Here is a 13,967-nt window from a genome sequence, read left to right on the forward strand (position 1 = left end):
GATGAATTCAATCTTTGTTAACTGCACTCTAGTTTTAGCTTAAGAAATAAAAGTCACAAAATTTATTCCGCCGGATATGCACCGGATAACTCGCAATCATGATTGTATTGATCAAGCGCTTTTACAATAATAATTCAGTGTCAAGTCGCTCCTTTTTATAAATTTATCTTATTAGAATTTAGCAAATTGCTATAACTAAAACAGATGCATTAATATTATTGAGTTTTCATGTTTATTATTTTCAATAAAAACAACTTCTTATTTTGCAAACAATCAAAACGAACCTAAATAAATATTAACTTATTAATAATATATGGAAGTCATCTGCCCTTATTTAAAGATAATAAATAGCAATTTTCACTCGTTAAATTTACGCTCTTTATTACCCGATACAGGCAGCTTTAGTGAGATCACACTAGTGATCAGCAAGAATACAAAAGCTATCCATAAACAAGCGGCAAAGCCGTAGGCTTGGTAAATCCAGCCGGATAATACGGTGCCTACTAAGCGCCCCATGGCATTCGCCATATAGTAAAAACCTACATCTAATGACATGCCATCTTGCTTTGCATAGCTGATGATTAAGTAGGAATGAAGTGATGAATTAATCGCAAAGATCGCACCAAAAATCAATAATCCTACGATAATCAATGTTTGTACTTGCCACTCAAGCTGAATGCCTACTGCCAATACACCTGTCACAACGGCTAATAATGCACACCATAACATGGCATGTTTACCGCCTGGCGCTGAGCCCTCTTTAGCAAAGAACGCAGTGATCTTAGGGGCAAAGCCTTGCACGATGCCGTAGGCGATCACCCAAGCAGCCAAGAAACCACCAACTATTGAATGTGACCAGCCAAAAATGCTAGCCAGGTAAATAGGTAAAGCCACAACAAACCAGACATCACGTGAAGCAAACAAGAATAATCGCGCCGCTGACAATATGTTCACAGGGCCTGATTTGGAGAACATCTGGCTAAATTTTGGTTTAGTTTTTGCTTTGCCTAAGTCCCCTTCTAGGAACAATAAACTCATTACAAAAACCACCGCTAATACACCCGCCATGATCATCAAGGCCACTTGAAATCCCACCAGCGTTAACAGTAAACCGCCAATGAAAAATCCTGCGCCTTTTAAAGCATTTTTAGAACCAGTTAGTACCGCAACCCAATGATAAAGCTTACCTTGTTGGTTATTAGGAATAAGGGTTTTGATGGAACTTTTGGCACTCATTTTATTCAGGTCTTTGGCAATACCGGACAAGGCCTGTGCCATCATCACCCAAGGGATAGTTAACCATTCACTGGGGACGGTAAGTAGCAACAAAGCAAACACTTGCATACCTAAACCGATATTCATGGTGCGATTTAAGCCTATCCTTGCACCTAACCAACCTCCAACGAGGTTAGTCACCACACCAAAAATCTCATAAAATAAAAACAATAATGCGATATTTAATGGGCTGTAACCCAATTGATAAAAGTACAACACCACCAACATGCGTAATGCGCCATCGGTGATAGTGAAGTTCCAGTAATTAAATGTCACTAAAAGATACTGTCTTAAGGATTTATCAAGCTTTAAAAACCACTTCATTGCTACTATTCCTAATGCTTCCTGCGATGTAAGCCGACTAAGCTAATGCGACTTTTTTCATTAACTCAGCGGTACGGGTTGCATAGCCCATTTCGTTATCGTACCAAGCGTAGATTTTTAACATGCGCTTACCAATTAACATGGTAGATAACCCATCAACGATGGTTGAACGTTGGTCGCCTCGGTAATCAATGGATACTAACGGGCGCATTTCAAATCCTAAAATACCAGCCAGTTCACCGTCAGCCGCTTCTGCTAATAACTGATTAACTTCTTCCACTGTGGTATCACGCGCGACTTCAAATACGATATCAGTTAATGAGGCATTAGCTAAGGGAACACGCACTGCATGGCCATTTATTTTATCTTTTAATTCTGGAAATATTTCTACAATCGCTTTTGCTGAACCCGTTGTGGTTGGGATCAAGCTCATGCCACAGGCGCGGGCACGACGTAGATCTTTATGCGGAGCATCAAGAATAGTCTGGGTGTTGGTTAAATCATGAATAGTGGTAAATGCGGCATTGCTGATACCTATTTTTTCATGAATAACTTTAACGATCGGCGCAAGACAGTTAGTCGTACATGACGCAGCAGTAACAATTTTATACAACTGCGGATCAAACACATGGTCATTCACACCGACGACAATATTTGCGATGTCAGGATGTTTAACCGGTGCAGATACCACCACACGTTTCACGCCTTGTTGAATATATTTATCTAATAATGCTTTATCGCGATTTACGCCCGTTGCCTCAATCACTACATCACAAGCGGACCAATCAACTGCATCAATTTCACCCTGCTGCGTCACCGCAATCGATTTACCGGCAACTTGCATGGTGTTTTCCGTACAAGTGACTTCATGCTGCCAGCGTCCCTGCACTGAATCGAATTCTAATAGATGCGCTAATGTTGCGGCATCACCTGCGATATCATTGATTAATACAAATTCTACTTCTGGCCAATCAAATGCGGCACGCATTGCTAAACGACCGATACGTCCGAACCCATTTATACCTACTTTAATTGTCATTACATTTCTCACTTTTATAAATTAAGCTTTTATTAGCATTGAGTTGTTTTAAACTTAGCCTGCATTAAAAACAGGCGTTACCCATTAAATTTTAAGTTATTTTTAGCGACTAACTTGTTTTAGCGATTTGTTTCGCAAGTTGAAATTTTTCAATATCTTGTTGATATTCTGCTTTCAAACAATTGGATGCAGTTAACCCACTAATGACTTTACGCATCCATCCAGGCAACTCCGAATTCACTTTGTAATACACCCACTGCCCTTCACGTTGATCAAGTAACACACCTGACTGCCTTAAAATAGCTAAGTGCCTTGAAATTTTGGGCTGGCTTTGTTCCAGCGCGATACATAATTCGCCGACACTGACCCGATCTTCACGCGCAATTAAAATCAAACAACGTAAACGTGTTTCATCGGATAACATTTTAAAAAACTGATTGGGTAACATATCTACATCCACATATACGAATATCCATATATATTAAGTTAATTGAATAATATTTCAACGAAAAAATTAAGAAAATAATTTCAGAAATAATAAACGTGAATATTTTTTAATATCAGAAAGTTAACGTTTCAGCTGAGACAAAGCTGTTTTTCAGATTAAATAGTATGGAGGTTCTATGACAGAAATATGAATTAATTAATACTTTAACCAAATAGGAGATAATAAAACATCACGATTAAATAACTCGATACGCCAAGCTATCGGTTAATTTTTCTATTTTAATTGGAGTAAAACAAAGTGTGCGTGCTATTTTTTTCTGCGTATTCACTTGAATACTTTGCAGGCTTTGCTCTGACCACAAAATTTCACTTGATACCGCTATTTGATAGGCATGTCCCTGCTGCCAATCGCAAAATAATAAACTCGCGATAGGATTTTCTAACAAATTACCTAAGGTATTAAAAAAACCATTACCAACGTAATCAGGCACTAATAACTGTCCTTTTTCATTAATGGTAATGAAACCAGGCACACCACCACGATGAGAAATATCAACACCTCGATTATTTAATGCTTGTCCATCATCAAAGCGGCTGGCAATAAAAAAGGCATCTGCATTAATTATCAATTCTTGAATGTTTTGCGTTAGTGATACGGTCGAACTAGTTGATTGAGCATCATAATGTGGATTCGTTACCAGTATTTTAGGTTGAATATATTTAGGACAATTGCCGTAGCTTTGTAATACCTTAACTTGAATATTTTTTTGGTTGATATCGGTAATCACCGCGTTGAGTCGATTGCGCCTTTTACTGATAAACTCAATCCCCAATAACCCAATCCTATCACCCACATTAAGATGATTATTATTAAAATCATTAAGTGAATATTGTGTATTGATCTGCAAGGTGGTTTCACTGGAAGAAGTTATAAAGCCGGGTTCACCAAATAATAGACTGGCGCGAGTTTCCGACTTTGAATCACTATAACCGATATATATCATCGATAGAGATTGAAAAAAATCACGATGTTGTTGTGGCATAAATTCTCGAATAAATTTAGGGCCAATTTCTGCCATTTTTTGCGCTGTACCCGCACGTTTTTGTACCGATAATTCACCTTGATGCCAGCTATTGACCACTAGTTTATTCATTTGATTAGCTCACTTATAATTAGATTTTTTTGTTAACTTACTATTCACTAATAAGTTCAAGTCTAATGCCACCTGGGATCAAACACATCATGTGTTGAAAAGGTGAAGCACCTAAGGCTTCTGGTGCAAATTCAATCTCAACATTATCGAGTTTAGTCAGGTTTTGATAAACGGCTTGTAACTGATCGATAGTGCTAACTTTCAAGGCAAAATGATGCAGGCCTACATTTTTTGTGCGGTCAAATTCCACTCTATTATCAACATCTTTAATCTGCCATAACGTCAACATCACCGTACCATCAGAGATAAAAATAGCTGGGTAGTCAGGTTTTTCACCGACCTGTTTAAAATTTAATTGCTCAATGAAAAAGCTGGCCACCTCTTTAATATTGGTAACGCTCAGACCAAGATGGTGAATACCTAAAGTAGTAATAGCCGTTACACCGCTGTTTGTAGTTGTGTTTGATGCTGTGTTTGATGATGAAGTAGTGCACATAATGAAGCCCTTTTAGTTTTATAAATTAGAGTGAACAAATCTGTTCACTTACTATAGGTGAACAGAACTGTTTACGTCAAGTTTAAATTGGTTATACTTACTAAAAATAAAATGGTGGTCTAAAGGACTAGCGATAATATGCAACCAAGAAAACAACATTTGATCGAAACTGCGCTGACTCTGTTTAATCAATATGGCTACCATGCAACGGGTATTGATTTGATTTTAGCGGAATCAGGGGTTTCCAAAGCAACCCTATACAAACATTTTCGTAGTAAAGAGGCGTTAATTTTAGCTGCGCTACAACTTCGTCATGAACAAGTGATTACAAGACTTCAATCAACCATTGATGACAGTAATAAATCACAGTTAAAGCATGACTTAACGGACCAACAACTCATGAATAACGCATCAACTAATGCGGCAACGGATAAAGCAGCTAGTGAAAAACTATTGGCTATTTTTGATGATTTAAATGAGTGGTTTAATAGTGAAACTTTCTTTGGCTGTAACTTTATTAATGTTAGTGCGGAATATGCCGATCCTAATCATCCAATCAATCTATTTGCTGCAAAACACAAACAAGCGATTGTAGATATTATCGCTGCGCAATTAGCAGAACAAGACAGCCACAAAGCGGACCAAATAGGTTTATTGATTGAAGGGGCGATTGTGATGGCTCACACTCGAGGGATAAAACAATCAGCCTTGCTCGCAAAAGAGATGGCTAGACAATTGATTTAATACTTTAAGATTTCGGATTTCGGATTTCGGGTATTTTAAACCGAGCAAATCTATTGATTGGAATAATAATAACTTACCATCTCAGCAACACACTTTTAGGGCTGAGACAGTTGTTATTCATTACTCTTGTTTGAGCAATCTTAATCGCTTATTTGAGGAACCGTTGTCAAACTTAATAACTCGGCAAAACCATCTTCATCACTCAAAGAAAGGTGTCCAACCGCTGACGTTGAAAAAGCAGGTACGCCAGCCGCAGGTGCAAGTTCCCCTACAATGTAACCCACTAAAGGTAGGTGAGAAATAATCATCACTGACTTCACCCCTTGCGCTTGCATTGCTAATAACTCATCCACCGTTTTACGGGCGCTGCCGCTAGGGGTCAAACAAGGCAATACTTGAATGTTAGTAACCCCTTCAAAAAATGGGCTTACAGACTCCCAAGTTTGCTGCGCTCTAACATAGGGACTGACTAATACGGCATCTAGTGACACATCCTGTTCCACTAAATATTTAGCCATTAATTCAGACTCTAAACGACCGATATCGGTCAAATTACGCTCAGCATCTGAATAAGCCATCATCTCTGCCTGTCCGTGGCGCATTATATATATCTGCATAAACTTATTTCTCCTGAGCAAAAAAAAGCCCCATTACATTAAATGGAGCTTAATCATTATAAACAATTGATAGCTATCTTTATAGGTAGCATTAACATGCTTTGATTAATCTTCGACAGGTGTATCACCTGAGATTTTTAAAATAGCAACAGCACCTATAAATACAGCAACAAAACCAGCTACAAAAATAGTTGGCATAGCCATATAACCTAGTACATGCCAAATGATTGATTCTAATTGACTCATAGCGGTTCCCTTAAATAATTAATGAATAAAGTAATACAATCAATATAGCCTAAATAAAACAATAAAAATTTTTTTTCAGCAAAGCTTTTGATCTATTACAATATTTTTAAGTACTTTAAAGAAATAATTGTAACTTATTGTTTATAAGGATTGAACTTTTGGGTCTTGAACTTGCCCTTTATAGGCAGTATATTTTCCTCAAAATAAATTAATGAAGATACTCACAATGGCAAAACAACAATTAAATCAATTACGTCACTATTTAAATCAAATGATACTAGGGCAAAGCGAGTTAGTTGATAGCTTATTAATTGCCTTATTAGCCGATGGACATATTTTAGTTGAAAGCCCACCTGGTTTAGCAAAAACACGTGCTATCAATGCATTATCTGATGGTATTGAAGGTGACTTCCACCGTATTCAATTTACCCCCGACTTATTACCTTCTGATGTCACAGGTACTGATATTTTTCGTCAGGAAACGGGTCAATTTATTTTTGAAAAAGGTCCGATTTTTCATAATCTGATCTTAGCTGATGAAATTAATCGAGCACCGGCTAAAGTACAATCGGCATTACTTGAAGCAATGGCAGAACGGCAGGTAACCGTTGGTAAAACAACCTATCCGTTACCGGAGCTATTTTTAGTGATGGCAACACAGAATCCGCTTGAGCAGGAAGGCACTTATCCCTTACCTGAAGCACAATTAGATCGTTTTATTATGCATATTCAACTGGATTATCCGGATGCACAAACCGAACGCGCGATTCTACAGTTGAACCAAAAAGAGATTTTGAAAGAGAAAGTAGCGGAAGTTACTCCCCTATTAAATGAACAAATTTTTGCCATGCGTGAAGAGGTCATGAAAGTGAGTATTGCTCCGCACCTAGAGCAATATCTGATTGATTTAATTATTGCAACGCGCCAGCCAGCTCGTTTTGGTGAGCAGTTAGCACAATGGATAAGCTATGGTGCGAGCCCGCGTGCAACACTGGCTTTAATGCGTACCGCCAAAGCACGCGCTTGGTTAAATGACCGTGACTATGTAATGCCAGAAGATATCATTAGTAACTTATACCCAGTGTTACGCCATCGTCTTATTTTAAGTTATGAAGCTGAAGCGCAAGGTGTCAGTGCCAATCAAGTTATTCAAGAAATCGTTAATCAGGTGGCTATTGCAGGATAATGGATAATAACGTGCCCGCTATTTTTACTAATACGCCTTATACCACAGGGGTGGATGTGCAATTAACTGAATTGCTCAGTTATAAACAGCACGGTAAACTTTCGCTTAATGCAAAACGCTTACCAGCAACACGCCAACTCTCTGGTAACTATTTAGCGAATATTAAAGGCCGTGGTATGGAGTTTGCTGAAGTACGTCATTACCAACCTGGTGATGATGTACGTGCCATTGATTGGGCTGTAACCGCAAGAACAGGCAAAGCACACACTAAATTATTTCAAGAAGAAAAAGAACGCCCAGTTTTTTTATTAGTTGATGTTTCCGATAGTATGATTTTTGGCAGCCAATTAGTATTCAAATCTGTACAAGCCTGCCATTTAGCCGCCCTATTAAGTTGGCAAGCCAAGCAGCGAAATGACCGTTTGGGTGGGATTGTATTTAATCAACAGCAGGTTGCAGAGCTAAAACCAACATCACGTAATAAAGGCTTAATGGCATTTTTACATCAAAGCCAAACGTTATGTAAAAAAATAGCGTTTAAAACAGCACAGCAACAATCACTTTTTTTACAGCTAAAACGGCTATCTCATTTAGTACAAACAGGTAGCCAAGTTCATTTGATCAGTGACTTTTCTCAATTAGATTCAGCCTGTTATAAACTTATTAATTTAATGCGGCGGCATAATCAGGTCACTGTCTGGCAAATTAGTGACCCTCTTGAATCTCACTTACCCAAACAAGCGTTACAAGCGGGTTTAAAAATTAATTCAATCAAGGGCAGTGGTTTTTTACGTAATCAACGACAACAACAATCTTACCAAGAAGCTGCTAGTCAACGTCAGCAATTAATGGAAAATAATTTACTTAAGTATGGTATTGCACATTACCATATCAGTGCAGCAGTGCCATTATTGGAGCAATTTAATGCCTACGCCCAATAACCCATTTGAACAAATAATATTGCCTGTCGATGTGCCGTCTGCTTGGCCTCCAGCACCTATTTATTGGTTAATTTTGGTTGCGGTCATTGCCGTTAGCTGGTTAACGTTTTTTTTAGTTAAACGCTATATCAAAAAGAAAAGAATAGTGAAACAAGCCTTGGCATCATTGCAGCAATTACAAAAGGATAACGCCAGCTTTGCACAATTAAACCAATTATTAAAAGGCTTATGTTTACATTATTACCCTCGTGAACAAATCGCATCGATTACTGGACAAGCATGGTTTAACTTTTTACAAGCACACCATACGCAACAAGGTGTTACTCTGTTCAATAATCAGGATGAGTTTTGCCGTCGTTTATATCAAGATAACTCCTCTTGTACTGAAAAGGATTTTCTCTCTGCCAAAAAATGGATACAAGCATTTCCAACACAGTTTAAAGCACGTCAAACGTTAGCTTTAAAAAATAAGCAGTTAGCAGGTAAAAAAGATGTTTGAATTTGTATACTGGTGGGTTTTTCTATTATTACCACTGCCTTTATTAGTCCGTTATTTTCTAAGCCCTAAAAAACAATCTTACACACAGGTATGGATCCCGCTTGCTGATGGTTTACAGCAACAAAAAACGACTAAAAGAAATCCTCTGATCAGTTTTGTTATTCCTTGGTTGTTATGGCTTTTATTACTTGCCACCATCGCTAAACCTATTTGGTACGATCAACCTATTCGCATTCAACAACAAAGCCGCGATATGATTTTATCTTTGGATTTATCAGGCAGTATGGATGAAGTGGATATGCCATTAAATGGTAAAACGGTAAATCGTTTAACCTTAGTAAAATCAATCGTTAAAGACTTTGTTAAAACACGACAAGGTGATCGCTTAGGGCTTATTTTGTTTGCCGACCATGCTTATTTACAGACTCCGTTAACCTTTGATGTGGAGACTGTTTCCACCATGGTAGATGAAACACAAATCGGCCTAGTAGGGAACCGTACCGCGATCGGAGAGTCGATCGCAATGGCCATTAAGCGCTTTGTAGAAAATAAAAATGAACAACGTGTTTTAATATTACTGACCGATGGCGCAAATACAGCGGGTAAAATTAAACCGATTGCCGCAGCGCAACAAGCCGCTAAAAATAATATTAAAATATATACCATTGGTATTGGTGCCGATGAAATGATTAAACGTGGTTTCTTTGGCAACCAACGTGTTAACCCTTCTGCGGACTTAGATGAAAAAACATTAACTAAGATTGCAACATTAACTAATGGGCAATACTTTAGAGCCAGAAACCAGGAAGACTTACAAAAAATTTACGATACGATTAACCAATTACAACCCGTAGATAGTGAGTTTTTAGAGTTTAGACCAGAGAAAAACTTGTTTTTTTGGCCTTTATCGTTGGCAATATTGATTTTATCAATGGTAATTATTTCATTAAAACTAAGGGGTGAAGATGAACTTTAATGACACCTTAGCCAGCACTTTTGGCCCATTAAGCTTTATTCGTCCTTATTGGCTAATTGGGTTAATCATTATCGCCGTCTATAGTTTATGGCGTTATCAGCGAAGTCAACATAAACAAACCGGTATTATTGCCAATCATTTAAGTGAACATTTGGTTACCTTGCCTGAAACCAGCAAAAATAATCGCCTAGTCATCACTATATTATCTGCCATTGCCTGTATTGCATTATCAGGGCCGAGCCTGCGTAGTGTTGAATTACCTGTTTATGAAATACAAAAAGCACAAGTCATTGCACTCGATTTATCCTATTCGATGTATGCAACGGATATTAAACCTAACCGATTAAGCCGCGCTAAATACAAAGCAATCGAGCTATTAAAACAATGGTCGGAAGGTGAAAAAGGCCTGATAGCCTATGCCGGTGATGCCTTTACTATCACCCCTATCACCATAGATAGTAATGCCATTATTAATCATATTCCGCACCTTTCTCCGGAGTTAATGCCAGTGAAAGGTTCTCGACCTGACCTCGCGCTACAAAAAGCGATTTCATTACTCGAAAATGCTGGGTATCAACAGGGACAAATTGTCTTTATTAGTGACGGGTTTGATCAACAAAGTTTGAATAAAATGAAGGATCTCATTACAGGTACAAAATGGATGGTATCAGTATTAGCAATGGCTACACCTGCAGGGGCTGCGATCACATTACCTGATGGCAGCTTATTAAAAGATGATGCGGGTAATATCGTTATACCAAAACTAGAAGCAGATAAGCTTTATCCGATCGCTAATATGAGTGATGGTTTGTATTTAACTTTCGATGCTAAGGGACAAGAAATTCCTTTACTAGCGAATCATTATGACACCAATAAAGCAGTAAAAGAGAACCAGAAAAATGCTAAAAACATGGCTAGTAAACAATTGATTGATGATGGTTATTGGTTAAGTTTATTACTTTTCCCCCTATTTTTATTGTTATTTAGGAAAGGTACTTTTTATGTTGCATTATTAGCGCTCACTTTGCCATTAACAACACCGAAAGTAGAAGCGTCAATATGGAAAAATAGTGAGCAGAATGCCTATCAGGCTTTGCGAGATGGCGACTATACACAAGCCAGTGACAACTTTCACAATCCAGATTGGAAAGCCGCGGCACTATTCAAGAATAAACAATATAAACAAGCTGAAGCAATTTATTCACAACAAACAAGAGTAGATCCCAAAAATGCAACGACACTTTATAACTTAGGCAATACACAAGCTATGCAGAAAAAGTATCAACAAGCATTAGAAAGTTATCAGCAGGCATTAGCACTCCAGCCAGACTTTGCTCAAGCTAAAGCCAATAAAGAAGCAGTTGAGAAATTACTAGAGCAGCAAGAGCAAAAACAGCAACAGGATCAGCAGAACCAACAAGACCAGCAAGGTCAAAGCCAACAAGATCAACAACAATCATCTGAGCAACAGAATCAACAAGACCAGCAAGGTCAAAGCCAGCAAGATGAACAACAATCATCTGAACAGCAGGATCAACAAAGTCAAAGCCAGCAAAATGAACAACAATCATCTGAACAACAGGATCAACAAAGTCAAAGCCAGCAAAATGGACAACAATCATCTGAGCAACAGGATCAACAAAGTCAAAACCAGCAAGATGAACAACAATCATCTGAGCAGCAGGATCAACAAAGTCAAAGCCAGCAAGATGAACAACAATCATCTGAGCAGCAAGAGCAACTGGCTCAGCAACAAGCGGAAATGAATGCAGCGGTACAGTCACAGCAGGATCAAGCCGTAGAGCAGGAAGCCAATGCATTATCATCAACAAATGAAGAAGACGTTAATAAAGAGTATGAAGAATTACCGATTTGGTTAAAGAATATGCCCGATGATCCTTCTTTATTATTACGCAATAAAATGCAGCTTGAATACAGAAAGAGAGCCGCTAATAAACCTGTTTTACAAAAAAATAACGGAGAAATCTGGTAATGCCGTTTTTACATAAATGTTTAAGTGTGATCCTACTTTTAATTGCGATCAGCTCCTCTGCTTCAGCCGCGACACAGGCAACGGCATCGGTTAGTAATAATCAGGTTTTTCAGGGGGATACTTTTATTTTAACCATAGAAGTTAATGACACGGGGTCAGAATATCAACTCGATACCAGTGCATTGACTGATGACTTTAAAGTAAGTGGCCCGTCTCGAAGTCAAAGCACTTCAATTATTAATGGTGATATTAATCGAAAAATCACATGGGTATTACGCTTACAGGCCAATAAAGTAGGTGATTTTACCATTCCTGCTCTAGCAATCGGTGATCTTTTAACCGACCCAATAACAATACAAGTTAAAGAAGCTGGCGAAGAGCAACAATCAACATCAGGCGACACTATCTTTATTGAAAACAGCGTCGATAAAACACAAGTTTATTTAGATCAACCTATTATTTTAGAAAGCAAAATTTATGTCTCTGAAAATATCGTCGATGGTGATGTACAAGCGCCAACATTAGCAGCTGCAAATATAGAGCGTATCAGTAATGATAACCAGCAAACACAAGTGATACTTAATGGACTTCGCTATAAGGTATTCACTTATCAATATCAGATAACGCCAACAGAAGCCGGTGATGTGGAGATAACTTCGCCACTCTTGGTGGGTTCAATTCGTAAAAATGTCAGTGTCAGCGATTGGCAAAATAGGATCATTTCACAACCTATTAATATACGAGGTAATAGCATTGCCATCACTGTAAAACCGATGCCGGCTAATTATCAAGGCGATTGGTTGATCAGCGAAGATGTACATTTAGTTGAAAATAATAACTTACAGGCAGCTTCTTATACCGTTGGCGACCCAATCACACGTAGCATTAGCTTACGAGTGGCATCAATTAGCGTCGACAAGATGCCTGAAATTAAACTTAACTATGACAGCTCCTTACGTTACTACCCTGATCAAGATGATTTAAAACAAGGAACGTTAAATGGTGTCTTATATAGTCAACGAACTATTACCCATGCGATTATTGCTGATAAAAGTGGTGAGCTAGTTTTACCTGAAATAAGAATTCCTTGGTGGAATAGTAAAACTGAACAACAAGAGTTTGCAACACTACCAGCACAAACATTAACTATCAAAGCGGCATTACCAAACACCAATAATAGTAATCAGGGTAATGCCAGTAACGTTGTAAATAATGATGCAAGCACTCAGGGTGCCCTCTCGGCAGCTTCACAATTAGCAAACAACGATGCACAAAACAAGCTCAATGAATATGTGGCTGAAAATGAACAATTAACAAAACGTTTATTGTTCTGGCAAATCAGTGCACTAATACTTTTAATTCTAGTTATTTCACTTTGTATCTATTTATACTTTGTAAAAACTAATAAACAATTAAAAGCAGTGGTTACCCCAAGTAATAACAAGAAAACAGCAACACCCTACCAACAATTATTACAAGCTTGTGAGCAATCAACGCCGCAACAGGTTTATACCTATTTATTACGCTATTTTCAGTCACAACATGCTGATATTACGCAATTACAACAAATTACGGTATTTAGCCCATTGCCGGATGATCAAAAACAACAACTTCAAAGTAATTTGCAACAACTTGAGCTAGCTTGTTCAGGTAAAACGCACCAATGGGATGCAAAACAACTAATAAAGTTAATAAAAATGCACCAAAAAACAGCAAAAATACATAACAGCCACTCAATTAACACCCTCAACCCTTAACTTCAGTCAAAAATGAGCAGATTGTTCTTTTTTAATTTGCTCATAAATGACGTTTAAAACTCATTTTTCGTTAAAAAACAAACCGAAACATGACCTAAATCAAATAAATAGATAGACAAACCCTAATGAGGTAGAACCCTCGCATATGATGCAACTGTTCAATATACGGGATGGCGTTTTAATTACTCCTTTTTCGTATTATTAATGAGCATTCATCATAAAGTGGCATGTAAGTTGCTGTAATTACTTTATATGAATATCGTTTTTAGTGCG

14 protein-coding genes are annotated in these 13,967 nt (G+C 37.9%); 7 read left to right on the forward strand and 7 right to left on the reverse strand.

Annotation, left to right across the window (positions count from 1 at the left end; translation table 11 throughout):
• Window positions 1-357: 357 nt before the first annotated feature.
• From arsJ to H592_RS0100765, 5 genes are all read right to left on the reverse strand, one after another.
• Window positions 358-1,608 carry an organoarsenical effux MFS transporter ArsJ gene (gene arsJ, locus H592_RS0100745; protein WP_028867047.1) on the reverse strand — a complete coding sequence of 417 codons (1,251 nt, stop codon included), beginning with the start codon at window positions 1,606-1,608 and terminating at the stop codon, window positions 358-360.
• 28 nt (window positions 1,609-1,636) lie between these two features.
• Window positions 1,637-2,638, reverse strand: a complete 1,002-nt coding sequence (locus H592_RS0100750; RefSeq protein ID WP_028867048.1) for an ArsJ-associated glyceraldehyde-3-phosphate dehydrogenase — start codon at window positions 2,636-2,638, stop codon at window positions 1,637-1,639.
• 109 nt (window positions 2,639-2,747) lie between these two features.
• The gene (locus tag H592_RS0100755) at window positions 2,748-3,098 is read right to left on the reverse strand and encodes a metalloregulator ArsR/SmtB family transcription factor (RefSeq protein WP_245600343.1); all 351 of its coding nucleotides are present in this window, start codon (window positions 3,096-3,098) and stop codon (window positions 2,748-2,750) included.
• A 223-nt stretch (window positions 3,099-3,321) separates the two neighbouring features.
• Window positions 3,322-4,239 carry a pyridoxamine 5'-phosphate oxidase family protein gene (locus H592_RS21230; RefSeq protein ID WP_051368841.1) on the reverse strand — a complete coding sequence of 306 codons (918 nt, stop codon included), beginning with the start codon at window positions 4,237-4,239 and terminating at the stop codon, window positions 3,322-3,324.
• Between the two features lie 40 nt (window positions 4,240-4,279).
• On the reverse strand, window positions 4,280-4,735 hold the full coding sequence (locus tag H592_RS0100765; RefSeq protein ID WP_084296166.1) for a VOC family protein: 456 nt from the start codon (window positions 4,733-4,735) through the stop codon (window positions 4,280-4,282).
• A 138-nt stretch (window positions 4,736-4,873) separates the two neighbouring features.
• On the opposite strand from H592_RS0100765, the gene H592_RS0100770 reads away from it, so the two are divergent.
• On the forward strand, window positions 4,874-5,479 hold the full coding sequence (locus H592_RS0100770) for a TetR/AcrR family transcriptional regulator (protein WP_028867051.1): 606 nt from the start codon (window positions 4,874-4,876) through the stop codon (window positions 5,477-5,479).
• A 140-nt stretch (window positions 5,480-5,619) separates the two neighbouring features.
• On the opposite strand, the gene sixA is transcribed toward H592_RS0100770, so the two are convergent.
• On the reverse strand, window positions 5,620-6,096 hold the full coding sequence (gene sixA / locus H592_RS0100775; RefSeq protein WP_028867052.1) for a phosphohistidine phosphatase SixA: 477 nt from the start codon (window positions 6,094-6,096) through the stop codon (window positions 5,620-5,622).
• A gap of 105 nt (window positions 6,097-6,201) precedes the next feature.
• Window positions 6,202-6,342 (reverse strand): TIGR02808 family protein, encoded by a 141-nt coding sequence (locus H592_RS23490; RefSeq protein WP_084296167.1) that lies wholly within the window; start codon window positions 6,340-6,342, stop codon window positions 6,202-6,204.
• Window positions 6,343-6,568: 226 nt separating this feature from the next.
• Between H592_RS23490 and H592_RS0100785 the strand changes: the two genes are divergently transcribed.
• Genes H592_RS0100785 through H592_RS0100810 form a run of 6 tightly spaced genes read left to right on the forward strand, consistent with a single transcriptional unit; the run spans window position 6,569 to window position 13,694 of the window.
• The gene (locus tag H592_RS0100785) at window positions 6,569-7,528 is read left to right on the forward strand and encodes an AAA family ATPase (RefSeq protein ID WP_028867053.1); all 960 of its coding nucleotides are present in this window, start codon (window positions 6,569-6,571) and stop codon (window positions 7,526-7,528) included.
• On the forward strand, window positions 7,528-8,469 hold the full coding sequence (locus H592_RS0100790) for a DUF58 domain-containing protein (RefSeq protein WP_028867054.1): 942 nt from the start codon (window positions 7,528-7,530) through the stop codon (window positions 8,467-8,469). The genes H592_RS0100785 and H592_RS0100790 overlap by 1 nt, the downstream gene beginning before the upstream one ends.
• A complete protein-coding gene (locus H592_RS21235; protein ID WP_051368843.1) occupies window positions 8,453-8,968 on the forward strand; it encodes a DUF4381 domain-containing protein in 516 nt (171 codons plus the stop codon). Before H592_RS0100790 ends, H592_RS21235 begins: the two co-directional genes overlap by 17 nt.
• Entirely contained in the window at window positions 8,961-9,944 is a 984-nt protein-coding gene (locus H592_RS0100800; RefSeq protein WP_028867055.1) for a VWA domain-containing protein, read from the forward strand. The genes H592_RS21235 and H592_RS0100800 overlap by 8 nt, the downstream gene beginning before the upstream one ends.
• Window positions 9,934-11,937: a vWA domain-containing protein gene (locus H592_RS0100805; RefSeq protein WP_051368845.1), complete on the forward strand. Its 2,004-nt coding sequence runs from the start codon at window positions 9,934-9,936 to the stop codon at window positions 11,935-11,937. Before H592_RS0100800 ends, H592_RS0100805 begins: the two co-directional genes overlap by 11 nt.
• Window positions 11,937-13,694 carry a BatD family protein gene (locus H592_RS0100810; protein ID WP_028867057.1) on the forward strand — a complete coding sequence of 586 codons (1,758 nt, stop codon included), beginning with the start codon at window positions 11,937-11,939 and terminating at the stop codon, window positions 13,692-13,694. The genes H592_RS0100805 and H592_RS0100810 overlap by 1 nt, the downstream gene beginning before the upstream one ends.
• Window positions 13,695-13,967: the final 273 nt, after the last annotated feature.

This window comes from Psychromonas arctica DSM 14288, assembly GCF_000482725.1.
In the GTDB taxonomy this organism is placed as follows: domain Bacteria; phylum Pseudomonadota; class Gammaproteobacteria; order Enterobacterales; family Psychromonadaceae; genus Psychromonas; species Psychromonas arctica.